Genomic DNA, 23,284 nt, shown 5'->3' on the forward strand with positions numbered 1-23,284 from the left:
TTAGGGATGCTATGGACAATACACAACGATACGATAGCTATATGTTACCTTCAACAAAAGTGCAAAAACAACCAAAAACTGCTTTTTCACTTACACGTAATGCACAGATATCTTCAGTTGTGTCTGCACTAAAAAGTAAATCACATTTCGTACTGATACAAGCATGTATCGGATCTGGCAAAAGCACTCTTTTAAATCAGATAGATGAAACCTTAACACGTAAGAATCTCAACATATCTTGGCTTCGTCTCGATCCGTACGATTCTTCTAACTCGTTGCGTATGTATCTGAATTCTTTACCCGCAAAAACCATACTTATTATTGACGACATACATTCCTTAAGCTCAAAGTCATTTGAAACATGCATTGAGCCATTCATGAATAGTCCAATGCGTCCTGCACTAGTTGTAACAGCTCAAACCAATTGCCAATTTACGCAAGCATATGCTAATCGTTGTTCAATGCACCTAGACGATAGTGACCTATTTTTCTCAAAAGACGAGATTCGTAAACTAGAAGCTAAATATCTAAAATATCCAAGACAAGACATTTCCGATATTCTTTTCGATTTATTCTACGGTTGGCCGCTTCCTACATGCATGATTTTCAGAACAATAGCAAATTCCACTCATCCATCTAAACTTGCACACGACTTAGCAAACACATTCATTGCTCTTAATAACTTTTTACTCAAAGATAGCATGCAAACATCCAATTATCTTCACCCTTATGCAGCTTCAGCTTTACGCTCTATAAACAGCATTGCCACTAAAGTAAAATATGGAGCTATACCATGCCCCATAGCACTTTTAACTATGTCCTCTTTCTCTACACAACCCTTAGAAGAGCTTATTTCACCATCTAGCAACCATACTTTCAAAACCACCGAAGTTGTATTAAGCCAAAAAGAATTGGAAGTACTACGCCACGCATCAAATGCAATGAGTGTTAAACAAATAGCCTCCGTCATGTTCGTATCCGAACAAACAGTTCGCACTCATCTTAAAAACAGCTATCACAAACTTAATGCACATAGCAAAAAAGAAGCTATAGAGCAGGCTATAATACGTAACCTGCTCTAAGGCATTTAACTTTCATTACAAAACAATCAATGCAAATCAAGAGTCTTTATCTAAGAAATACAGACTTCATTAATTAACTTCAGTGTCATTAGCGGCAGATATAGTTTTGTCGCTATTTTTTGGCTTCAAGAAACATGCGAGCACTATAGCTATCACACACATCGGAATAAGCAAGAAGTAGTTCGCATTAACCCAACCAACACTATCAAGCACTGCACCATATACAGGAGATCCAACAGCAGATCCCAAGTTTTGCATAAACTGCAATAATGCCATCGCCATCGTAGCGCCTAACGCTGTATTAGGGACAAGAGACGGAGCATATGGTCTTAACGATCCTGCGCCAAAACCATTAGCTATACCCATAACTATAATGAAAATCCACACTCCTACCATCATATCGTTGCCCGATCCAAAGGCAAACAGAAGTGCGATAATCCATAGCACATAGGTGAGTATCATCAGCTTATTCTTATGTTTATACGGAACGCGATCGAATATAACTCCACCCAAAGGAAGCGAAATAATACCTATAGCTGTCATGACACTAGTTATACCGTTTGCAGCTTGAGGATCAAGCCCGCCCACCGATGAAAGAAATTGGTTATAAAACGAATTAACAACGCCCAACTGAATAAAGTTATAGATGAAAAATACAACAGCCAATATCCATAGCTTACTATTCTTCAAATACTTCCAACCATCTTTCAAGCTAGCTTCTTCAGGGGGCGTATCGCTAGAGTATTCAGGCATCTTAAATACAAGCAGAAACAAAATCAGTGCAACAATATCGCAAACTATGCAGAACCAGTAAACACCTTGCCAGTCAGCTACAGTAGCTATCATTGGAGCAATATTGAACATAACAGTTATGCCAAGCGGAAACCATGATGCCCATATTCCCAACGCTGTCCCCCGTGTTTTTTCTGGAAACCATATAGAGACGCATGCCGGAGCAACCACACCAACTAATCCAATACCCACGCCCTCTATCATGCGCCCAACAAGAACCATCCAATAATTATCACCAACAACACACACCAGCGTTCCAAGCATTAATGCTGCAACAGATATAACCATTGAAGCCTTCATACCAAATTTGCGAGTTATTATCGCTGCTGGAAAAGCTAAAATTACGCCGATTATAGCCAACGCACTCATCATTATGCCAAAGTAAAGACTGATATTTTCCGGTCCAAACTGCGGAATAATCAATTCGGGTATTATCCAGTTTTCAAGTGCAGGAACTTTGAATTGTGCCATGGGAGCCATAAAACTGGCTATGTATACAACAACCAAAACCGCCCACGCACGTGCAGGTGTTTTCTGATTGGCGGATACAACTGCATCATTAGTCATAATATATCCTTATATCGAGACGAATATATTTTTCGGCGAGATCATTTCCTTTAATGATCTCGCCTTCAATTCAGACAAGATTTATCACCCTATACACGCTAAAGTTATTCAATCGTGTAGCAGACAACTTTCGTTTTTTCTTGCATGCTAGCTGCCAGTTCATCTATGTCGCCAAATTTCATAACATTAGCCTGACAGCTTTGTACGCAAATAGGCAATTTACCCATTTCGCGCCTTTCCGCACATCCACAACACTGGTCGGTTGGAATGGGAACATATGAATATTGCCAATGATTATCGCCGGGAACTATTTCCCAAGGACCTACTTCGCTTACAACAATTCCAAATTGGTCTTGCGGAAGATTATGTTCCATCCTACACGCCACAACACAGGTTTTACATCCAGTGCAATATTCATAGTCAATGAATAGTCCTTTTCTTCCCATGCTATTCACCATCCTTTACCTTATATATCTTGCAGAACTGCGATTTGAAGTTGGTGCCGAACCCAGACTTGCCAGGTATGTTGGGTAGCAGATTATTGACATTGATACGCCAGATACCGTAGTTGTTCGGGCTTTCGCCATCTTCTTCTGGGAACCACCAACCATGGTCTGCCATAACCATATGCTCAGCAACAACAGGTGTTACTTTCGCTTTGTGCTGGCATTTACCATATTGATTTTCTAGCCATACCCAGTCGCCGTTTTCTATTCCATATTTCTCGGCAGTCTTCGGATTGATTTCAACTTCAGGATCCTTTTTCAGATTGCGTAGTGTTGGAATCTGCCTGTGTTCTGAATGGAATGACATGTAATCACGAGCGCCAGTTCCAAGAATAAGTGGATATTTTTCAAACAGTTCTGGATCGTTAATTGGACTAGGCACCGGCTCTTCGTAGTAAGGCAAAGGATCTAGACCACATGCTTGCAATGCAAGGCTATAAAGTTCTATACGACCCGTTTGTGTATTGAAACCGGGCTGACCATCGGAACGAATTAAACCCTTTTCATACTTCTTATAGGTTTGCTTCTTGAAAATAGGTGCTTCTTGTCTTAGCTCATCTACAGTTATATTTCCCATAAAAGAGTCGGCTAACAGCGCATTGTGCATTTCGTCAACTGTCTCCCACGGCCATGCCTCCGGATTCCAACGATGACCAAACATTAACTCAATTTCCGGATCGCCCTTCGCTTCGCCTATCTGTGTCACCTTGTTAATAGTGGCACCATATTGGCACCCATCGCATGTACGTAAACCATCGCGCTCTGCAAATGTAGATGCCGGAAGAACATAGTCGGCAACAGCCATAGCTGTTGGAGTCATAAACAAATCAACCACTACATTGCATTCCATATTCAAGAAACTCTTGAGTTGATTTTCTGGTTCACCAGTTGTGCAAGCAAGAGGATTGGACGTCTGTATCCATGTTGCACGTACCGGATAAGGATCGTCGGTGCGCATAGCTTCGAGAACCATATCGGGCTGCGAGAAATTGTAGCCATTAGCAACAAACGGATACTTCTCAACACCAATACGCTGTGCATGCTCTTCAGGAGTCAGCAGGTCGTATCCCCAACCAAAGCCTGTATTTAGAATGTAATAAGGCATAAGCATGCCACCCGGCACGTCATAATTGCCCGTTATAGCTATCATATTTACTATGGCTTGAATTGCAGGTATTGCCTCTGCATTAGACATATCTAGAGCAAGACCCATTTGTACAGCAGTATTGTTGCCAGCTGCAAATTTTCTAGCTGCCTCAACAAGCTGCTCTTCGGGAATCCAGCAAACCTCTGCCATTTTATCTGGCGGATATTCCTGAACACGCTCTTTTAGCTGATCGAATCCATAGCACCACTTATCCACAAAGTCATGATCGTACAGATCCTCATTAATAATTACATTCAGCATACCTAATGCCAATGCACCGTCGGTGCCGCTACGCAACCGTATATGTAAATCAGATCTGGAAGCAAGCCATGTCATACGGGGATCAATAGTAATTAGCTTTGTTCCGCGACGCATTAAATCGACAACCCAGTGTCCAAAAAAGCCATCAGCATTTGCCTGCAGTGGATTATTGCCCCAAATAAACATGTATTCTGGAATTTGATAGTTAGGATCGTCATAGCGCTCGGGCGTAGCTTGTCCGCAGTCGGCTATCCAAAAAGAGCCCGTCTCGCTATATAAAGACGCGATACGAGGTAGATAGCAAGAAGATCCTGCCAATAAGTAACCCGGATTAGGCGATCCAAACGACCATGCCAAACGCAGAATATAGGTGGAAATATCACGCCCAGTGCCCTGCAAAAATTGCACCGACTTCGCGCCCCACTTTTCTTTTATTTCGTTGAATTTCTCCGTTATCTCATCTAAAGCTTCATCCCATGTTATACGCTGCCACTTGTCTTTGCCTCTATCTTCCTTAGCGCGCTTCATAGGATACATAAGCCTATCCGGATGATTCACGACTTCAGGCAAAGCAAGACATCTGGCACATATACGCCCCTCGTTATAGGGGCTTTCAGGGTCGCCTTCAACCTTAACAAGTTTGCCATTCTCGTCTGTATAAAGCAGTACGAAGCATCCGTTATGACATCCAGGACCAGTTCTTGCAGTAGTTCTTGTTACTGTCAGGTTCCCCTCTTTCCAAGAGACAGGGCGATCAGTACCAAGAGCGGTCCACTCAGTATCACCATTGATAACGTCACGTGCTAACTCCATGGTCTACTCCTTCCTCTTATTGCAATTTTTCTATCGCAATACAGATAGAAATCCTCTGCATATAAGAGTGAGATTAAGTAGACCATCAAACAATCGAGCAAAGTATTGAAAAAATGGGGTAATTTCGCTTGTCACACAAGATAAGCGCTACTTCGTAGAACGATATTTTATTGTGTAGCCAAGACTACCCTATTTTCACTATGGGTGCATAATCTTTCAATAGCTTTTTGGTCTGACCTGTTTTTGCGAACTTTATGTGCAAGGTGTCGCCATCTACCTTCATAACTTTTCCGCGCCCAAATGTCTTATGGTCAACCGTATCGCCAACAGCAAACGTCATTTTAGCGGCAGCTTTTTTGCCTGCATTTGGGTTGATGCCGGCACCAAACGAACGACTGCGCCCACCTGCACCCGATGCGCTAGACTGCCCGAACACACGCCCCTCGCCCGCCTCTGACCCGCTGCCAGAAATACCGCGGCGGCTTCCACGTTTTTCCCAACCAGTACCGCTGAATCCCGATGAACCTAGCCCAGTTGTATGGCGCAATTCTGACGGTATTTCGTGAATGAAGCGCGACGTAGGATTAGCGCTAGTTTGCCCGAATAGCTGACGGCTTTGAGCGCACGTCAGCCAAAGCCGTTTGCGTGCTCTGGTAATGGCTACATACGCAAGCCTGCGCTCTTCCTCAACCGACATGGGATCGCCAACAGAATTCATATGCGGAAACACGAACTCTTCCATGCCCGCCACAAAAACACAATCGAATTCCAAGCCTTTTGCGGAATGAACTGTCATAAGCGTTACTGCACGCCCGTCTTCACTAACAGTGTCTAAGTCGGTACGCAAGCGCACCCATTCAATAAAATCAGCCAACGAATCTCCGCGCAACACACGCGGCGGCGCTTCGCCTTCTGGCGCATCTTCTGTTGGAGGCGCAAATTCCGCATCGTCTTCCTCGTGGGTTTCGCTAAATTCCTGCACTACGCCCATGAATTCTTGAATATTCTCTATACGGCCCTGCGCTTCATCGCTGCCTTCAGCCCGCAAAGCCTCAATTAGACCGGTGCGATCAATTATCGCCTCCACAACTTTACGCAAATCTCCCGAGTACGACTGCGCATCTTTCATAACTTGAATAAACTCACCAAGCGCACTGCGTGTAGATGCGCGCACATCGGTATCTATCAGAAGCATTTCGGCGGCTGTAAGCATAGGCACACCCAGCTCGCGCGCGTGCTGCGCTATGCGATCCATGCTGGTCTTGCCCACACCGCGCTTCGGCACATTTACAATGCGCGTAAATGCCATATCGTCCGCCGGATTTACCACAAGCGTCAGATACGCCATAACATCGCGTATTTCTTTGCGGTCAAAAAACTTCGTGCCACCCACTATGCGATACGGCACACCAGCGCGCAATAACATATCTTCAAGCACACGGCTTTGTGCGTTTGTGCGATAGAACAAAGCTATCTCGTCGTAGTTCACGTTGTCGGCATGCAGTTTCTCAATTTCGCCAGCTATCCAGCGCCCTTCGTCGCGTTCGTCGGTAGCCATGAACACATTTATCTTCTCGCCAGCGCCCGCAGCAGTAAACAATCGCTTCGATTTACGATGCTCGTTGTTGCTTATAACCGCATTAGCTGCATCCAAAATATTGCCCATACTGCGATAATTCTGCTCTAGCTTTACCACAGTGGCGTTCGGATAATCCTCTTCAAAATCTAGAATGTTGCGAATGTCGGCACCACGCCAAGAATAAATAGACTGATCGTCGTCACCCACCACCATAATGTTTTTATGCGCAGCCGCCAGCAATTTAGTTATGGCGTACTGCGCATGGTTTGTGTCCTGATACTCGTCCACCATTATGTAGCGAAAGCGATCTTGATAGGCGGCTAACACCTGCTCGTGATTCTTCAACAAAAGCCACGTATACATCAGCAAGTCGTCAAAATCCATCGAATTCGCCTGCCGAAGTCGTTCTTGATAAGCAGCATACACACGCGCCGCCATTTTTTGCACAGGATCAGCCGCTTCATCAGCCATCTGACCGGGCACTTTTAGTTCGTTTTTCGCCTGCGATACGCGCGCCATCAGCGCATTCACGGGAAAGCGACGCGGATCTATATCCATTTCCATCATTATGGTTTTGAACAGGCGCTTCTGATCGTCGGCATCGTATATGGTGAAATTTTTTCCAAAACCCAGCAAATCGGCATCGGCGCGAAGAATGCGCACGCACATGCTATGGAAAGTTGAAACCCACATGCCGCGCGCCGCAGGTCCGACCAGTCTGCCCAAACGTTCGCGCATTTCCGCAGCGGCCTTATTTGTAAACGTAATTGCCAACACACGCCAAGGTGCCACCCCGCAGTCTTCCAAAAGATGCGCTATACGATACGTAAGCACACGTGTTTTTCCAGACCCAGCGCCCGCAAGCACCAACAGCGGTCCTTCTGTACAAAGCACCGCTTGTGCTTGCGGTTCATTTAGTGTGTCTATATCTATAGGCATGCCAAGCCCTTCAGTCAGTTGTTTTGAACAGAAAAGCTATATTCTACCGCGAAACCATCAATCCAAGCTGGCAACCAGCGAACCGCCGCAGCTAGATCCAAAACCTGCCGAGCAGCTATAGCAAACTGGGTGCGTGCATATATTGCGCGCACGTAATGTGCCTGAAGCCAAATCAGCCAGCGTAGCGTCGCGCATAGAATCATCTTCGCCGATACGAATAGGTAAACCTAGCACATGATTAACTTCGCAGTCATACAAACGTCCATCAACATCCACGTTTACCTGATCGCGGCACATCATACGCTGTACGGCAAGTGCATTAAAATTATCAACGAGCAGTTTTAGATATTCATCGAACATATTTGCATCTAACAAATCTTGCCCGAAACGCCCCAACGGATAATTATTAAAAGCGAACAAATTGTCGAACACAATTCCTTCGCGCCGCTCTAATTCATCGTGGTAAAGATCGGCTAGCATATCTTGCGGTGGCGGAAGAAATGGTCCCGACACGTTATAAACCAAATCTAGCTGCAGCTCGCCTTCAAATGTACGATTTCCGCCCTTCAATTCCGCAACGCCATATCCAAGCTTGTTAAGCTTGCGTATTGCCTGCATAGCAGATTCAAAAGCACCACGACCGCGCTGAGAATCCATTGTCTCTGGATCAAAATATGGTATCGATGCTGTAACATGCGCACCAGCATCAGCAAATTCTTGCATAAAATGCGCGTATTCCGGTTTATTCAAAAGCGTCAAATTACTGCGCACAATAACATATCCACCAACCCGCTTAGCCCGCTTCGCGCCTTCTGCCAAAAACCAACTAAAATCGGGGTGAAGTTCAGGGCTTCCACCTGTAATATCAAGTACTTTGAAGTTGCCAGAATCAAATGAATCCAGCACAAGTTGCATATCTTGCCGGCTCATGTACTCCTGCGACTTAGGCGAACATTCCAAATAGCAATGCCTACATGCTAGGTTACACGCATAGGTTATGTTTACCTGCAGTATAGACAACTGACCCTCTTCTGGTGCAGTTAACACCAAAGGCGCATTAACACGCTTAGAAAATGATGGTTCACCAATGCGATCAAGAGCTGCATTCAGATAACCGAGATCTACCGTTTTTCTACCGCGTCGCGCTGCTACCGCATCTTGCGCCCGTTTAAAATCAAACGCGCCTCTGTGCTGCCCGCGAGGCTGTATTGCAAAATGCTTTCCATAACGCGACTGCTCAAGCATTGCTGCCATGTTCCCGCTTACAGCCACATCGCGCCCTTTTATTAAGCGAATCTGATCAGTAAGATCAAAATAGCGCGGAGTTTCAGGGATGGTACCCAAATATCGCACCGTCTGTCCAAAGTTTTCGTGTGCATCTTCAAGACCGAGCGCCTTTATTGCACGCACTGTACGTGACGTAAAGCCAGTAAAACCAATTTTGGTTTCCATAGCCAAATCGCTTATATGTATATCGTCTATCGACGTATAGAGAAAGCTAGACCAACCAACACGATGCATCATTCGCCGAAAATCATCTATATATATGGCACCACCAAGACATTCACCTCGCAATACCGGATCGCTGCGCAACTCCTCCGGCATGCGCCTATCGCAAAACACATCGCTGAAATACAATTCCCCGCCGGGTTTAAGCACGCGATACACTTCGCGAAGGACTTGCTCTTTGAACGGTGTTAGGTTTATTACACAATTCGATATAACCAAATCTACCGATTCATCTTCTATGCCTAATTCGACAAGGTCTTCTATGTAGCCGCATCGAAACTCAACGTTTGGTTTGGAATATCCAAAACGGCGCGTATGCTCATCTAAATACTTACTCGCCACATCTAACTGAGCCTGTGTCATATCAACGCCAATTACGCGCCCAGTTTGACCAACTAATTTAGACAAAGCATATACATCGCGACCCGACCCGCAACCAAGATCGACCACTGTACAACCCTCAAGTGCGGGCGGAATCGGACTACCACAGCCATAAAACTGCGCGATTACATCATCTGACACCTCGCGCAATGCATCAATTACGTACTTTGGCGGTGCTTCCTCAGTACAGCAACATGCATTCGTTTTAAGGTCGTCCGACCCCGCTAAAATGCTACCGTAGTATTCCCGTATTTGGTCATGTATTGAGGCGTTCGCATTAGGAATCTGCGACGCGTCCAACGAGGGTTGCAGTTGTGCCCGCGCTTTATCTCCGCTTATAGCCATTAGCGACCCTCATCAGCCATGCCAAAGCATTCAGTGAAGAACACTTGACAATCAAGTTCATACTTATCGCATACTGCGTCTACAGCATCATCTACAATGCGCGCCATAGGACGGCTTTCGCATACAGCTCTAGCATTAACAATCATGCGCATATTTTTGTGAGGACGCAGAAATTCTTGCTCGTATTCCACATCGTAATCGACACCTATTAGCGATGCTTTGTTGAAATCGCCGTTTCCAGAAGTGGCAAATGTCTTTAAATGCGGAACGTTGCGCTTGCGCTCTATCAGACCCATTCGTATTTCTTCAATCAGATCATCTACAACTGCGTTCATGTCAATTTTATCGCCAGATAGCGTCTTGAAAAACATACGGCGGTTATACCATGTTAGTTTCGCTTCGGCTTGCTCAAATTCATGATTGTTGCGAACGCTGAAATTTTTCAGCTGTGTAGTGTTCTTTGTAACATATTGAGCCAATTCTTCTATACCTGTACGTTCGCGTGCAGATATGCAAAGCACGGGAATATCGGGCACCGCTGTTTTCAGAAAGTCTACGTAGCGCTGAATGTCAGCTTCGCTAAGCAGATCGCATTTATTTAGAACCACTAAGTCGGCTTCTTCCAGCTGTAACTGCAACAAATACACCAACTCTTCGGGCAAATTGATATCTGCCTTCTCGGGCATAATCATACGAAGCCGTTCGGGGTCAACAATAACAGTAAATGGTGAAAGCAAGAATTCGTCTGAATAATCATTAGCCAACGTATGGTATACATGATCAAGCGCCCCAACCCCGCATCCCGGGATATCGCTCATCACGAATACTGCGCCGTCTTTGTCGCGCAGACGACGCAGCTGATCCACTACGTTGTCCATCTGATAGCAAATGCAGCCATTAGCTATTTCAGCCACCACGCAGCCGCTGGTCTGGGTAAGATTGGTATCCACTAAATTGGCGCCCAAATCGTTTGCGATTATGGCGGTTTCGCCATAATGCTCTTTCAGGTATTCACCAAGCGCAATCATTGTTGTAGTTTTGCCAGCACCCAAAAAACCGCTGACTACCATAAAACGTATCTGGCCCATCCTTCGTCCCTAACAACAAGAAGCCTGAATAGGCTGGTCATCTTCATCGTGCACACCCTCAAAGTTGGGTGCGGTTTTAATTATATGATCTCCGTGGATATCGCCAAAATGACGGCTGCGATCGCCCTTAACTGAAATTACCTTCTTGTAGCGCGTACCCAACCCCAGAACTGATACGTTGTCGCAAACATGCATAGACTGATTGGCTGGGAACTTGATATCTTTATCGAACAGGAAGAATTCAGGATAATCAGGCAAAGAACCGTCGTATATTATCTCTTCGCCATAATCCTCGCAGTGGTCGCTGGTTAATTCCGAGTTAATAAGACGACTGGTAATAGTCGCGAAAGCTATTTCAGGATAATTGGCAGCCTCTTCTTCAGTAAGCGGCGTTTGCCATGTAAGTAGATAACGCGGATCGTGGAATCCGGCATTTTGAGCCATACGGCGGAAATCCTCAATGAACATCGCTCCGCCTAGGCGCTCTGCCACACGCTGCACTTGCTCGGCGGTTTCCTGCGGAATGCGGCGATCGGTAAATACATCGGTAAAATACCATTCGCCACCATCCTTCAACACGCGCTTTACCTCGGCAATATAAGCGCCTTTATCGGGTGACATATTGAATGTGCAGTTGCTTATAACTACATCGACCGAATCGCTAGAAATTGCGCTTAAATCTTCGGGTACACCATGAATGAGTTCTACATTGCAGCTTTCGTAACCAAATTGCTTTATCTCTTTATCCAGATATTTTTGAGCAATTGCCAAGCGCGCGGCATTCGGCTCTACACCTATCACCTTGCCATTAGGTCCAACCAACTGAGCGGCAAGATATGTATCTCGCCCGCTGCCACAGCACAGATCCAGCACAGTGCATCCTTCTAGCAAAGGCGGCAGCGCGGCACCGAATTCATGGAAGGTATTCTTTATTTCAGCCGACACATTGAATAATTTGTCTCGCGCTTCATCAGGCATCGTACCCTCCGCATCGCGCGTGCGCGCCGTCAACTGCGGGTCGGCTGCTTGCGCGAGCGCTAGCGCATCATAATATGCCTGATAGTCATCATTAGCCCTGCGATAATATTCCTCGTAATTCATGCTTTTCCTTCCTATTCCTAGACACAATGCATACGACAACTAGGTTTTGATGACATAAATCTGCCTCTTTCAGAGATAATGTCATCCCCTTTGTCAAAATTATATATAAGTGTATCTCTATATATAGATATAATCTAATAATGGACTTGTTTTAATATATGAAAGGAAGCAAAAATGGAAACTTACTATGACCCTGCTGGACTTTCCGACTTCTCTCCTGCTGGCGTAGGATCGCTATCGCCGGAACTCTGGGATAAATACATGGCATATTACGGATCCGTTTTTCAAGACGGCGCACTAACGTCCCGCGAAAAGTCGCTAATCGCACTAGCTGTTGCCGCGGCTGTACAGTGCCCGTACTGCATCGATTCCTACACCAACACCTGCCTGCAAAAAGGTTGCAGCGAAGAGGAAATCGGAGAAGTTTTCCACGTAACAAATGCTATTAGAGGCGGTGCAGCACTGGCTCATGGCGTACAGGCACTAAAGATAATCAAAGACCAAGCAATATAAAGCTACGAGTCTCTAAAAGACGCAATAGTAGCAAGCGAAAGAGAAGACAATGGATAAAACTGTTGAAAATGTAATGGAGGAATTTCCTTCTTTTATTGACATGGTGCCGGAATGTGACCGAAGCACAAACGAGCAGTTAACCACAATGCAAGTAAACGTGGGGTACAAATGCAACTTAGCATGTCGCCATTGTCATTTAGCATGCGGTCCGCAGCGCACAGAATGTATGGATCGCAGCGTTATGCAAGCATGCCTAGACGCATATGAAAAAGGTGGGTTTTCTGCTGTTGATATAACCGGCGGTGCGCCAGAAATGCATCCCGATCTAGAATGGTTTTTGCGGCAATGGCAAGCCCGCGGTGTTCGCCCTATCGTGCGCACAAATTTGTGCATATTAACAGATCCTGAATATTCGCATTTTGCGCAGCTGTACGCCGATGTAGATGCAACACTTTTCGCATCTCTTCCGTATTACAGCGCTAGAAATGTAGACAAGATTCGCGGTGATGGCACATTTGTAGCCAGCATAGAAGGTCTGCGCAAGTTAAATGAAGTTGGGTATGGCGAAGGCGGGCGCCCGATCACATTAGTGTATAACCCACCTACAGCTACGTTGCCTCCCGATCAGGCATCTATGGAGGCAGAATACCGCCGCAGACTAACAGCCGACTTTGGAGTAAGCTTCACCAACCTTGTAGCTATAACCAATAACCCTTCAGGGCGCTTCGCCGAAGCTCTTAATAAGAAGGGAAACTTGGAATCGTATATGAAACGGCTTATTGGCGCATTTAACCCTGCCACAACCGCATCAATGATGTGCAGAGATCAGATTAGCGTAGACTGGCAGGGCAACCTATACGATTGCGACTTCAATCAAGCATTAGGCATAAAGACAGCAGATGGCAAAACTATTTTCGACTTAGCAAAAGAGCGCCCAAGCACACGACCGATACAATTTGCAAACCATTGTTATGGCTGCACAGCAGGTGCCGGGTCAAGTTGCGGAGGAGAAACTGCTTAGCGCTTAATAGCTTAATAGCTTTCGTAAGTAAAAGGTCGAGCGCGCGTTCGACCTTTTACTTGTTGCCATTTTGTGTATCGACATTCAAACGCTGTTACACAATCTTCTTTCCCAAAGCTGCCGCCACTACACGTAACTCGACTACCAGCTGCTCGAATTGCGCTGGGGTTAGCTGCTGCGGACCATCGCTTAGTGCAGCTGGCGGGTTCGGATGCACTTCTATCATTATGCTATCGGCACCAGCCGCGACGGCTGCCAATGCAAGCGCAGGCACCAAGTCGCGCTGCCCTGCAGGATGCGACACATCTATGCATACCGGATAAAGCGACTGCTTATGAATTACCGGCACAGCCGCAATATCAAGCGTAAAGCGCGTAGCTGTTTCAAACGTGCGAATACCGCGTTCGCACAGCACTACGTTAGTGTTGCCTTTGTCGGTTATATAGTCGGTCGCCGCCATCCATTCGGCAATAGTGCCCGCAAAACCGCGCTTGTACAGCACCATTTGATGCGTATTGGCAGTAACTTCGCCTATTTTCTTCAGAAGACTAAAGTTTTGGAAATTGCGCGCACCCACCTGCAAACCATCAACATAGTCACTAACCATTTGACAATGCGCGCTATCCATAACTTCTGTAAGCGTAAGCAGACCATACTTTTCGCCCGCCGCTTTCATAATCTTTAGCGCTTCTTCACCTAGCCCCTGAAAGCTATGCGGATTTGTTCTGGGCTTAAACGCGCCTCCGCGAATCCACTTTAGCCCCAAGCCTTTTATACACTGCGCCACTTCATCGAACTGCTCAGCCGATTCCACCGAACACGGACCTGCATATATAGTTACCTCGTCCGTGCGCTGACCCAAGTACGGTATGCCCTCTATCTTCGACTCTCTCATACCGACGGCGTCTCCTTGCTCACCTTCAAAATGGTGGCATAGATTTCGCGCAGATACTCGTTGTACAGCGGTCCTTCGTTATAGCTTGCCACTTTTTCGAAGATTTCTTCCTCGCGCTTCGCATCGTAGAGCCCCATTTGCGCTTCTGGTTTAAGACCCCGAATAACCAGCGAATGTCCCGCACGTTTATTCAGAAGCGCCACTAATTCGCGATCAATTTCATCAATCTGTTCGCGATGCTTCTGAATTTCGGCTAAGGCTGCATTGTCCTCAGTCACAACTATTCCTTTCATAAATCTATAACGGGGAAGTTGCCCGTGTGCGAACATGATAACAATAAATCAACCTGCCCTATGTTAATCTTGCGCACATAAACATAAGGAAAGGCGAAAAGACAGAGCGGACAGCGCGAAGATTGCAAAATTCCGGCGATACGAAAGAGCTACAAAAACAGCTTCACACCAAAGTAGGCTAGCACCACTATGCCAACGATTATGCGATAAATTCCAAATGCTGTGAAATCGTTTTTCTTAATATAGCCCATAAGGAATTTTATCGAGATAACCGACACAACAAACGCAGTTACTATGCCCACTACAAGAACGACAATTTCAGTGACCGACATGGCAATACCTGCTGCTAAAAACTTTACCGCCTTCACAAGCCCCCAGCCAAACATTACAGGTATCGCAAGGAAAAATGTGAATTCAGCCGCAGCCGTGCGAGAACAGCCGCAAAGCATGCCGCCGATTATTGTGGCACCGCTGCGCGAAGTGCCGGGTATTATGGCTAACACTTGGAACAGACCAATTTTTAGCGCTGTTTTCCAATCGATCTGATCGACCGTGCTTACCTTAAATAACGCCTGTTCTACTTGTTGCGCCGCATCAACGCTAGGTGCGCTTGATGCAACTTGCGGCATGCGGGCATGTTTGCCACGAGGCTTAGCAGAATCTTTGCTTGCGTAATCCGCCGCAGACACATCGCTTAAATAGGCAGCTTCGCGCTTGCGATTGCGCCGCTCCATCACAATAAAAATAACGCCATAAAGTATTAGCATGGCTGCCACAGTCCACGCATTATAGAAATGTTCGTTTACCCAATCATCCAAAGCAAAGCCGATTACGGCTGCCGGTATACACCCTATAACCACCATGCCCCAAAGCCGCCATGTACCGCGACGCTGTTCGGAAGTTTTTTTGGGCGAAAATGGATTTAGCTTATGGAAATACAGAATGATAACCGCCAATATGGCACCAATCTGTATGACCACTAAAAACAGACTTAAGAACTCGGGCGACACATTCAGCTTTACGAATTCGTCAACCAATATCATGTGACCAGTAGAAGATATGGGCAACCATTCAGTAATGCCTTCTACAATGCCAATGATAAGCGCTTTTATTGCTTCGATTAAAGTATCCATGGCTTCATTATAAAAGACAATATAGTTAACGCGCGCAAAACAAGTTGGAATAGATGCCAACATACTGAAAATAGGTGCTATTGTTACAGATGACAAAGTTGAGCGGAGGTGCAAATGACATTGCTCTTCGATATGCATTGCCATCTAGATTTCGCAAGCAACGCGAAAAGCATAGCAGCCGAACTGGAAAACATCAGCTTAACCGCGCTATGCGCTACCGTAGTTCCCTCAAGCTATGTAGCAGCTGTTGAAGAATTCAAACCTTGGCGCAACATCTTTGTTGCCTTAGGGATGCATCCATGGTGGATAGCCAACGAACGCATAAGCAAAGTAGATTTAACCCGATTTGAAAATTTGCTACCCACTACGCCATTCATCGGCGAAATTGGGCTAGATTTCTACGGGAAACGCAAAGCTACAAAAATACAGCAGCAAAAAATTCTCGACCAACTGCTGGGTTTGCTAAGCAAAACTTCCGACCGAAAAATTATCTTTCTACACAGCGTGCATTCAAATAGCGAACTCTTGAGCGCCTTGGAAAGCCACAAAACCCCCGAGCAACACATATGCGTGTTTCACTGGTTTCAAGGTACGCCGGAAGATTTTGCCCGCGCTCTGGAAAAAGATTGCTGGTTTTCGGTGGGCAAGCGCATGTTAGCAACCGAGTCTGGACGCAAGTTCGCAAAAGCTGTACCGCAAATGCGTCTACTCGTCGAAACTGACAGCCCACCGCATGAAGGGATGGAATGGTCAACTAAGCTTTGGACTGACGAGCTAAACGACACCATAGCCACTTTGGCGAAAGTACGCGAGCAAAACATAGACGAGTTGCAGACTTCCCTGCGCAAAAATAGCGAGTTGCTACTAAGCGCACAACAGCCATCCTAACGCACTGTGCGGTGCTAGTTTGCGCCAAAGTTCATTTGGGAGATATGCGATATATATTAACTTGAACAAACCGAGTCAGAAGAAACCGAGTGATGGAGTTCGCTAAAAGTACCATGCAATGTAACCCTTTGGCACCGAGCATTACACTCAAAAAGCTTTTCGTAGAACTCACGCTTGAAAAGCAGAGTAATCGCCTTTGAAGTGATAGTTTCATGTTTTAGGTTCAGCGCAACAGCATGATTACCACAAAATTACAGACTTGTGGAAAGCTGTTTACGCAAAAATGGTCAAAACTTCCGACTTTCCATGGTCAGATTGTCACATAGTTGGCTTGAATTGTGGAGGACACTGGGCAAACGGTGGTTGTGTGCCGAAACCTCAGACTCGGTGTCCATCACGAAATGGACAAGTTCTATCAGAACAAAACGAAAATCGGAGATTATGGAGAAAAAAGCACTATACAGTCTCTCGATAAAATGAAATTATGTAAATACATCTGCGAACTAGATGATAAGGAACTCGAACGCAGCATAAAAGCCGTTTATTCGACAAGCAAGAAATCCTCAAAATCAGACCAAGTGCGCCATGTATAGTGGCAAAAAGACACGATCGCCCTCCACGCTTAAGGTCTTGGGATGCAGCACAAATTGGGTGCCCACCCGCTTTCCGAATTTCGTCTTAAACTTGTCGAGCGACGACAAGCCATAGCGGTTCGAGCTCTTCACCTCAATAGGACTTACACGTGCCTTCCCCCCGGCATCACTGTATTCGCGCGCTACTAAGAAGTCGATCTCCATGCGGTCGGATGCCACGGATGCATAGCTGCTGTAGAAGCGCAACCGATGCCCCGATGCGACAAGCTGCTGAGCAACAACGTTCTCCGTAATCATACCCTCGTTGATCGACAGTTTCCCCGTAAGTACATCCTCGTATATTTTGTTGCTTGTTGTTGCACGATCGGCGAGAGCATGAGTCACAAGCAGCCCCGTATCCACCATGTAGCACTTAAAGGCGCCATCGTCTTCATAGAGAGCCAATCCGACACATGGATCAGTCACCGACCAACACATATTCGTCACACAAGCCTCCGACATCCACTCGAATGCAACTTGGTAGTCACGAATGCGCGCATGATGCCCCATAGCCGACACAGTGAACTTCTTTTCGTGTTTGGATAACTGACTAGGAATAGCATCGAAAGCCCTACGAACCTTACCCTCGTAACCCGCGGCAAAGCGAGTGATGTCTTTACGATATAAATCCAGAATCGCACGCTTGACGTCGTCTGCCTCTTGGAATGAATTCCTAGCAAGAAACGCCTCAACAGATTGCGGCATCCCTCCGACAAGCAGGTACTCCCGAAAAGTGCGCATCAGATCACGATGTGACCCATCCGGCAAAGGCTCCTTGGTCGCAAAAGACTCTCGGATAAATTGCGTCGCAACATCGTTGCCACACGCCCAGAGGAACTCTTCAAAATCAAGAGGGCAGAGCCGAGCGGAAACCTCCTCAGAGGGAATAGGCGCACCTGACACATTCTGTTTTATAGAAAGTAGCGACCCAGTCTCGATGTAATGATAGCGCCCATCGGCTACAAGCTGCTTAACAGCACTTCGTGCAGTAGGATGCAACTGCACCTCGTCAAGCACAATAAGAGAATCATGCTCGTAAAGACGCGTGGCGTAGTGAAGTTGAAGAAAGCGAAACAGAGCATCTAGGTTATTAAGATTCTGAGAAAACGCATCCTTCACCTCCTGAGACGCTTCCCAAAAGTCGACAACAATATAGGAGCGATACTCGTTAGCTCCAAAGGCTTTAGCAAGAGTACTCTTCCCGACACGACGCGCGCCCTCAATAAGTAGAGCAGTCTTGTCGGCTTGATTCGCTTTCCATACAAGAAGCTTGTCGTAGAGCTTACGCTTGAAAATCATAACAATGACCTCTGAAGTAGTAGTTTCACGTTTTTAGGGTCACATTGTACTCCATTTTTCACGTTTTTAAGGTCGAGTGATACTCTATTCTTCACGTTTTTAAGGTATTAGTGAAATTTTTGCCCCTCATTTTGCATTTGAAACCATGCGATATAAATTAACTCGTATAAAACCGAGTCAGAAGAAACCGAGTGATGGAGTTCGCTAAAAGTACCATGCAATGTAACCCTTTGGCACCGAGCCTTCCACTCAAAAAGCTTTTCGTAGAACTCACGCTTGAAAAGCAAAGTAATCGCCCTTGAAGTGATAGTTTCACGTTTTAGGGTTTCGGCACAACGGCATGATTGACACAAAATTACAGAGTTGCGGAAAGTTGTTTACGCAAAAATGGTCAAAACTTCCGACTTTCCATGGTTGTAATAGGCAAACAGCACTCATTAATGGGTCGTCAAGTACTGTTTGCCCAGTGTCCTCCACAATTCAAGCCAACTATGTGTCAGTCCGACCGTGGAAAGTCGGAAGTTTTGACCATTTTTGCGTAATTATTTCACCCGAACGTGGAATCCTTGATACCGAGCTCTTCGAACAGATTCTTCACGACGATATTGCCGGATAGCACCTTCTTCGCTGCCGCGGTTTGGAGCTGCTTGTCATTCTATTTCTTCTTTGAATTCGCGCCCCCATAACCCCAGACACAGCCACACAACATGGCTTGCCCCGATGCATCGCCGCTACTCACTATCTTCTACAAACTCCATAAAAGTATCCTGCAGTTCTGACTCTGTATCAACACCATCAATTTGGATGCTGCATTCCATGTTGCCGCCGGTTAAAGCAGTGGAACCGTCAAAAACGCCAAATACGCCTGAAATCGTATCAATTATTGTCTGCCTGAGAATGTCATAGAAGATATCCTTTTGCGAATCATCAAAACCCTGAAAGAGACAGATTGCTCTTTTCCAGTATTCAATTGTTTGATCTGTTATTGCCGTCTTTTCAAATAGCGTTTTATATTCCTCACAGCCTTCTGACACCAGCGTGTCATAAATTCTACGTACAAATTCTTCGTTCATGATTATTTACTAATCTCCTTATACATGCGCTTATTTGTACCAATCAGTTCTTTCAGTGCTGAAATAGCTCTTTCTTTCACCAGTTCTCTTTTCGACGTCTTGAAGAACGATCCAAACTCCGGCACGCGAACTACCTTTTCTCTCTATAGCACCCTCATCTTTCAGTTCTGCAACAATGCGCTCTGCGCTCCTTTTTGAACATCCAAGATGTTCTGCCAACTGAGTAATGTTTCCATTTGGGTGTTCAACAAAGAACGCAAGTGTTCGAGCTTTTGTCAGACTCCGTTCGCTTCCCGGTTTTGCAAATGGAAGCGCCGCATCCCTAATTGCCTCGAGGATAAATTCAACGAACGGTTCACTAGATCCAATCGCTTCAGATTTGGCTAACATCGTATAGTATTCGGATTGACGCTGCCTAATAACCCTTTCAACAGGAAGCCAAGCAAGCACAGGTCGCCATCTGGAAAGAAGCAACGTGTGCCAAAGCCGACCCGTCCTACCGTTTCCATCCGCGAAAGGATGGCAGAATTCGAACTCGAAGTGGAAAATGCAGGAGGCGAGAAGCGGATGCAGACTTGTGGTCTTTAACCATTCAAAAATATCGCACATAACATCGGGAACATATGTAGCTGGTGTTCCCGCATGAATAAGCACATCACCGTCAAAGACACCAACATTGCTCGAACGAAAACGCCCTGCCTCAGAAACAAGACCCTCCATCATCGTTCGGTGAGCTTTGAGAAGATCGTCTATAGAATAGGGATCGAGAATTGGAATGAGATCGTATGCTCGTCTAGCGTTTTCTACCTCAAGAATATCGCGGCTGTCACCCAATACATGCTTGCCATCAATAATTGCAGTGACGGCGTTTTCGTCGAGTTTATTTCCCTCAATAAGCAGCGAAGAGTGAATGGTTTTTATTCTAAGCTCACGATGAAGCTTTGGGCTCTTCGCCAAAGGGGTTTCCGGAGAGAGCATGCCAACCAACTCTGCGATCTCCATACAAAGAGCGTCAATTTTGGCGGTACGCACAAATGGCGGTTCATAAGACATGATTCAGCCTTTCTTTACCGCCAATATTATACCGCCAATGGCGGTATAATATCACGACCTTAGTTTCCGGAGATGCAATCTACTCATCCAAAATCGACTTCGGTTTGGTTTCGCGAAACCTTACGGAGTAAGCAAAAAGATTAAAACTATGATCAAAATTATTATTACCGGAATGGCAATTTTTACAAACAACGGAATTCCTGTATTGCTGGCGGCAGCGAAGTTACGCTTGTTGCCCATAGAGCCGCCCTGTAAACCTATTTGGTTCGGTCGTGCGTTGCGTCTCTTGCCACCCGACACGGGCATGCGATCGTAGCCCCCAAAATTCCCATCGTGCGAACGCCAACGCGATTTAGAATCGTTAATATCAACCATAGGGTCGTGCCTATCGCGTTCGTCTATCGTGTAACCAACTAATTCATTTTTCTCATTAAGCGCGCGCGAATCTATACTGCCGCGCCCATCTATGATTTCTCGATTTGTATTCCTGCCATGCTGCGCATTGCGTATGGCGCGCTGCGCTTCCCAATCGAGACGGCGACTGTCTTGATCTATATCATTGCTTGCACGAACTTGCATGCGCATTCGGGCATTTCGTGCACGAGCTGCATCTTTAGCAGCATAGGATTGCACGATCCGATCAACGGATCCATTACCAGAATTTACATTCCGAAATTCAGGATAATCTTCGTTGAAAGTGCTCATTAAATCGGCCTCTTCCAGCACAGCGCATTCGTATACACACCTACATAAAATTATACAGCTCTTCCCAGTATAAACCACAGACCCTACGCATAAAGGCGATGCGCCCAGCGAACCGGGCGCATCAACAAAAGGAGAGGGGTTATTTGCAACTAAAAAGCATCGTTGCCTTGTGGAGTATACATGCCACCAGAATTACTGTTAGAAGAGTTTGAATTATTGGAATTTGCACTTTCGCTCATTCCTAAAGTTACCTGCACTTCTTTCTCTTCGCTACCGCGCATGAATTTCAAAGTAACCTTATCGCCGGGATTCTTGGTACGAACGTCCAGCATAAGATCGCTTGCGCTTTCTACATCCTGTCCGTCAAATTTGGTAATAATGTCACCAATCTGAATGCCAGCCTGCTCAGCACCACTACCGGGCACTACAGCCGAAACATATGCGCCCTCATCAACCGAGAAGCCATAACGCTTAGCAATAGTTTCATTCACCGTGGTAAGACTTACGCCTAGCTGCGCATGCGTAGGCTCCTTGCCGTCGATAATATCTTTCGCCAAACTAATGGCGTAGTTCGCAGGAATAGCAAATCCAACGCCGGAGTAATTCCCAGAGTACGAAGTGATTAGCGTGTTAATTCCGATTAGTTTGCCCTGCGCGTCAACCAAAGCGCCGCCCGAGTTGCCCGGATTAATAGCAGCATCTGTCTGAATCATGTTGGGATAAATTGTGGCTTCACCAGTGCTGTTGCCAAACATATCGCCCGATGCTTCCATTATCTGGGAACGGCTTGTTGCCGACACAATGCCAGTAGCGACCGACTGCTCTAGACCAAACGGGCTGCCTATAGACATAACCCATTCGCCTATTTTAATGTCGTCAGAGTCGCCCAATTCAATAGGCGAAAAACCATTGCCGTCAAGTTTCAACACAGCAACATCAGAAGATGCATCGTCACCAACTAATTCGGCATTGTAAGTTTCGCCATCAACCGTAACTTCGAATTTACTTCCACCTTGAACCACATGATAATTCGTTACTGCATAGCCATCTTCGGACAACATTACGCACGAACCCATACCGCTTTGGGTAAGCGAATCTTCGCGATCTTGTGTATAGCCATAACCATACAGATAGTCATATATGCTTCCCGACTGCGCAGACTGTGCGGAATATACCGTGACCGACCCGACCGACGGCATGCATTTTGAAGCCACAGCTTCAGCAAGTGAAGCCTCTTCCGATGCCGCTTCAACCGATGTGGAGTCAACCGCTCCAAGCTGAATACGGCTGCCGCCCATGCCGAACATATTGGTAACAGCGCCTATGCCAAACATTAGCACGCACGCCACAAGCGCGCCCGCGAAAGCTAGCAAAAACGTCTTAGCGCCGGAGCTCTTCTTTGTTGCCGCAGGCACCGATGCAGCAGACGCATAGTGATTATTGCCTGCCGTATTCTGCGCATGCACTCCATGACCATCAGCAGAATAGGCAGCCCAATAAGCTGATTGCGCTTCGTGCTGACCTACATGCGTCTGCTGACCTTGCGGAATTTGATTATTGCCATTGTTTTCCATTGGAACCTCCTTTGTTGTTTGCAATTTATCATCTGTTAGAAAAATTCAAGCCCTAATTCACGCATCTTTGCCTATTTGTCACTTAAATACACCAA

General features: G+C 46.1%; 19 protein-coding genes. 4 read left to right on the forward strand and 15 right to left on the reverse strand.

What is annotated here, in order from left to right; translation table 11 throughout:
• The first annotated feature begins 11 nt into the window (after positions 1–11).
• Positions 12–1,082, forward strand: a complete 1,071-nt coding sequence (locus G7Y46_RS04095) for a LuxR C-terminal-related transcriptional regulator (protein WP_165252664.1) — start codon at positions 12–14, stop codon at positions 1,080–1,082.
• 69 nt (positions 1,083–1,151) lie between these two features.
• On the opposite strand, the gene G7Y46_RS04100 is transcribed toward G7Y46_RS04095, so the two are convergent.
• The 7 genes from G7Y46_RS04100 to G7Y46_RS04130 all read right to left on the reverse strand — a co-directional run bounded on the left by G7Y46_RS04100 (position 1,152) and on the right by G7Y46_RS04130 (position 12,110).
• A complete protein-coding gene (locus G7Y46_RS04100) occupies positions 1,152–2,441 on the reverse strand; it encodes an MFS transporter (protein WP_165252666.1) in 1,290 nt (429 codons plus the stop codon).
• Between the two features lie 104 nt (positions 2,442–2,545).
• Positions 2,546–2,899: a 4Fe-4S binding protein gene (locus G7Y46_RS04105; RefSeq protein ID WP_346773614.1), complete on the reverse strand. Its 354-nt coding sequence runs from the start codon at positions 2,897–2,899 to the stop codon at positions 2,546–2,548.
• Positions 2,889–5,168 (reverse strand): molybdopterin-dependent oxidoreductase, encoded by a 2,280-nt coding sequence (locus G7Y46_RS04110; protein WP_165252669.1) that lies wholly within the window; start codon positions 5,166–5,168, stop codon positions 2,889–2,891. Before G7Y46_RS04110 ends, G7Y46_RS04105 begins: the two co-directional genes overlap by 11 nt.
• A gap of 184 nt (positions 5,169–5,352) precedes the next feature.
• Positions 5,353–7,686, reverse strand: a complete 2,334-nt coding sequence (locus tag G7Y46_RS04115) for a UvrD-helicase domain-containing protein (protein WP_165252671.1) — start codon at positions 7,684–7,686, stop codon at positions 5,353–5,355.
• 57 nt (positions 7,687–7,743) lie between these two features.
• Complete coding sequence (arsS, locus tag G7Y46_RS04120; protein ID WP_165252673.1) at positions 7,744–9,921, reverse strand: arsenosugar biosynthesis radical SAM (seleno)protein ArsS; 2,178 nt, start codon at positions 9,919–9,921, stop codon at positions 7,744–7,746.
• Positions 9,921–11,009 carry a GTP-binding protein gene (locus G7Y46_RS04125; protein ID WP_165252675.1) on the reverse strand — a complete coding sequence of 363 codons (1,089 nt, stop codon included), beginning with the start codon at positions 11,007–11,009 and terminating at the stop codon, positions 9,921–9,923. The genes arsS (G7Y46_RS04120) and G7Y46_RS04125 overlap by 1 nt, the downstream gene beginning before the upstream one ends.
• 9 nt (positions 11,010–11,018) lie before the next feature.
• Positions 11,019–12,110: a methyltransferase domain-containing protein gene (locus tag G7Y46_RS04130; RefSeq protein WP_165252677.1), complete on the reverse strand. Its 1,092-nt coding sequence runs from the start codon at positions 12,108–12,110 to the stop codon at positions 11,019–11,021.
• A 174-nt stretch (positions 12,111–12,284) separates the two neighbouring features.
• Between G7Y46_RS04130 and G7Y46_RS04135 the strand changes: the two genes are divergently transcribed.
• Positions 12,285–12,623 (forward strand): arsenosugar biosynthesis-associated peroxidase-like protein, encoded by a 339-nt coding sequence (locus tag G7Y46_RS04135; RefSeq protein WP_165061075.1) that lies wholly within the window; start codon positions 12,285–12,287, stop codon positions 12,621–12,623.
• 49 nt (positions 12,624–12,672) lie between these two features.
• Complete coding sequence (gene arsS, locus G7Y46_RS04140) at positions 12,673–13,644, forward strand: arsenosugar biosynthesis radical SAM (seleno)protein ArsS (RefSeq protein ID WP_165252679.1); 972 nt, start codon at positions 12,673–12,675, stop codon at positions 13,642–13,644.
• 94 nt (positions 13,645–13,738) lie between these two features.
• Here arsS (G7Y46_RS04140) and aroF read toward each other — a convergent pair whose 3' ends face one another.
• The 3 genes from aroF to G7Y46_RS04155 form a co-directional block, all read right to left on the reverse strand.
• A complete protein-coding gene (gene aroF, locus G7Y46_RS04145; protein WP_165252681.1) occupies positions 13,739–14,539 on the reverse strand; it encodes a 3-deoxy-7-phosphoheptulonate synthase in 801 nt (266 codons plus the stop codon).
• Positions 14,536–14,817, reverse strand: a complete 282-nt coding sequence (locus tag G7Y46_RS04150; protein ID WP_165061069.1) for a chorismate mutase — start codon at positions 14,815–14,817, stop codon at positions 14,536–14,538. Before G7Y46_RS04150 ends, aroF begins: the two co-directional genes overlap by 4 nt.
• Positions 14,818–14,981: 164 nt before the next feature.
• The gene (locus tag G7Y46_RS04155) at positions 14,982–15,965 is read right to left on the reverse strand and encodes an undecaprenyl-diphosphate phosphatase (protein ID WP_165252683.1); all 984 of its coding nucleotides are present in this window, start codon (positions 15,963–15,965) and stop codon (positions 14,982–14,984) included.
• Positions 15,966–16,079: 114 nt separating this feature from the next.
• Here G7Y46_RS04155 and G7Y46_RS04160 point away from each other — a divergent pair, with 114 nt between their 5' ends.
• Entirely contained in the window at positions 16,080–16,853 is a 774-nt protein-coding gene (locus G7Y46_RS04160) for a TatD family hydrolase (RefSeq protein ID WP_165061065.1), read from the forward strand.
• Positions 16,854–17,422: 569 nt separating this feature from the next.
• Here G7Y46_RS04160 and G7Y46_RS04165 read toward each other — a convergent pair.
• From G7Y46_RS04165 to G7Y46_RS04185, 5 genes are all read right to left on the reverse strand, one after another.
• Positions 17,423–18,784 carry an ATP-binding protein gene (locus G7Y46_RS04165; protein WP_165252684.1) on the reverse strand — a complete coding sequence of 454 codons (1,362 nt, stop codon included), beginning with the start codon at positions 18,782–18,784 and terminating at the stop codon, positions 17,423–17,425.
• Between the two features lie 731 nt (positions 18,785–19,515).
• On the reverse strand, positions 19,516–19,857 hold the full coding sequence (locus tag G7Y46_RS04170) for a transposase (RefSeq protein ID WP_165252686.1): 342 nt from the start codon (positions 19,855–19,857) through the stop codon (positions 19,516–19,518).
• Positions 19,858–19,887: 30 nt separating this feature from the next.
• Positions 19,888–20,910: a Fic family protein gene (locus tag G7Y46_RS04175; protein ID WP_165252688.1), complete on the reverse strand. Its 1,023-nt coding sequence runs from the start codon at positions 20,908–20,910 to the stop codon at positions 19,888–19,890.
• A 120-nt stretch (positions 20,911–21,030) separates the two neighbouring features.
• Positions 21,031–21,615 carry a hypothetical protein gene (locus G7Y46_RS04180; protein WP_165061055.1) on the reverse strand — a complete coding sequence of 195 codons (585 nt, stop codon included), beginning with the start codon at positions 21,613–21,615 and terminating at the stop codon, positions 21,031–21,033.
• A 149-nt stretch (positions 21,616–21,764) separates the two neighbouring features.
• Positions 21,765–23,189: a trypsin-like peptidase domain-containing protein gene (locus tag G7Y46_RS04185; RefSeq protein WP_165252690.1), complete on the reverse strand. Its 1,425-nt coding sequence runs from the start codon at positions 23,187–23,189 to the stop codon at positions 21,765–21,767.
• Positions 23,190–23,284 lie beyond the last annotated feature (95 nt).

The sequence above is a fragment of the Adlercreutzia sp. ZJ304 genome, assembly GCF_011039075.1.
In the GTDB taxonomy this organism is placed as follows: domain Bacteria; phylum Actinomycetota; class Coriobacteriia; order Coriobacteriales; family Eggerthellaceae; genus Adlercreutzia_A.

What these genes read in the sequence shown, in the direction of transcription:
- G7Y46_RS04095 (WP_165252664.1), top strand. Translation starts at nt 12, where the DNA reads ATGGACAATACACAACGATACGATAGCTATATGTTACCTTCAACAAAA.
- G7Y46_RS04100 (WP_165252666.1), bottom strand. Translation starts at nt 2,441, where the DNA reads ATGACTAATGATGCAGTTGTATCCGCCAATCAGAAAACACCTGCACGT.
- G7Y46_RS04105 (WP_346773614.1), bottom strand. Translation starts at nt 2,899, where the DNA reads ATGGTGAATAGCATGGGAAGAAAAGGACTATTCATTGACTATGAATAT.
- G7Y46_RS04110 (WP_165252669.1), bottom strand. Translation starts at nt 5,168, where the DNA reads ATGGAGTTAGCACGTGACGTTATCAATGGTGATACTGAGTGGACCGCT.
- G7Y46_RS04115 (WP_165252671.1), bottom strand. Translation starts at nt 7,686, where the DNA reads ATGCCTATAGATATAGACACACTAAATGAACCGCAAGCACAAGCGGTG.
- arsS (WP_165252673.1), bottom strand. Translation starts at nt 9,921, where the DNA reads ATGGCTATAAGCGGAGATAAAGCGCGGGCACAACTGCAACCCTCGTTG.
- G7Y46_RS04125 (WP_165252675.1), bottom strand. Translation starts at nt 11,009, where the DNA reads ATGGGCCAGATACGTTTTATGGTAGTCAGCGGTTTTTTGGGTGCTGGC.
- G7Y46_RS04130 (WP_165252677.1), bottom strand. Translation starts at nt 12,110, where the DNA reads ATGAATTACGAGGAATATTATCGCAGGGCTAATGATGACTATCAGGCA.
- G7Y46_RS04135 (WP_165061075.1), top strand. Translation starts at nt 12,285, where the DNA reads ATGGAAACTTACTATGACCCTGCTGGACTTTCCGACTTCTCTCCTGCT.
- arsS (WP_165252679.1), top strand. Translation starts at nt 12,673, where the DNA reads ATGGATAAAACTGTTGAAAATGTAATGGAGGAATTTCCTTCTTTTATT.
- aroF (WP_165252681.1), bottom strand. Translation starts at nt 14,539, where the DNA reads ATGAGAGAGTCGAAGATAGAGGGCATACCGTACTTGGGTCAGCGCACG.
- G7Y46_RS04155 (WP_165252683.1), bottom strand. Translation starts at nt 15,965, where the DNA reads ATGGATACTTTAATCGAAGCAATAAAAGCGCTTATCATTGGCATTGTA.
- G7Y46_RS04160 (WP_165061065.1), top strand. Translation starts at nt 16,080, where the DNA reads ATGACATTGCTCTTCGATATGCATTGCCATCTAGATTTCGCAAGCAAC.
- G7Y46_RS04165 (WP_165252684.1), bottom strand. Translation starts at nt 18,784, where the DNA reads ATGATTTTCAAGCGTAAGCTCTACGACAAGCTTCTTGTATGGAAAGCG.
- G7Y46_RS04170 (WP_165252686.1), bottom strand. Translation starts at nt 19,857, where the DNA reads ATGAACGAAGAATTTGTACGTAGAATTTATGACACGCTGGTGTCAGAA.
- G7Y46_RS04175 (WP_165252688.1), bottom strand. Translation starts at nt 20,910, where the DNA reads ATGTCTTATGAACCGCCATTTGTGCGTACCGCCAAAATTGACGCTCTT.
- G7Y46_RS04180 (WP_165061055.1), bottom strand. Translation starts at nt 21,615, where the DNA reads ATGAGCACTTTCAACGAAGATTATCCTGAATTTCGGAATGTAAATTCT.
- G7Y46_RS04185 (WP_165252690.1), bottom strand. Translation starts at nt 23,189, where the DNA reads ATGGAAAACAATGGCAATAATCAAATTCCGCAAGGTCAGCAGACGCAT.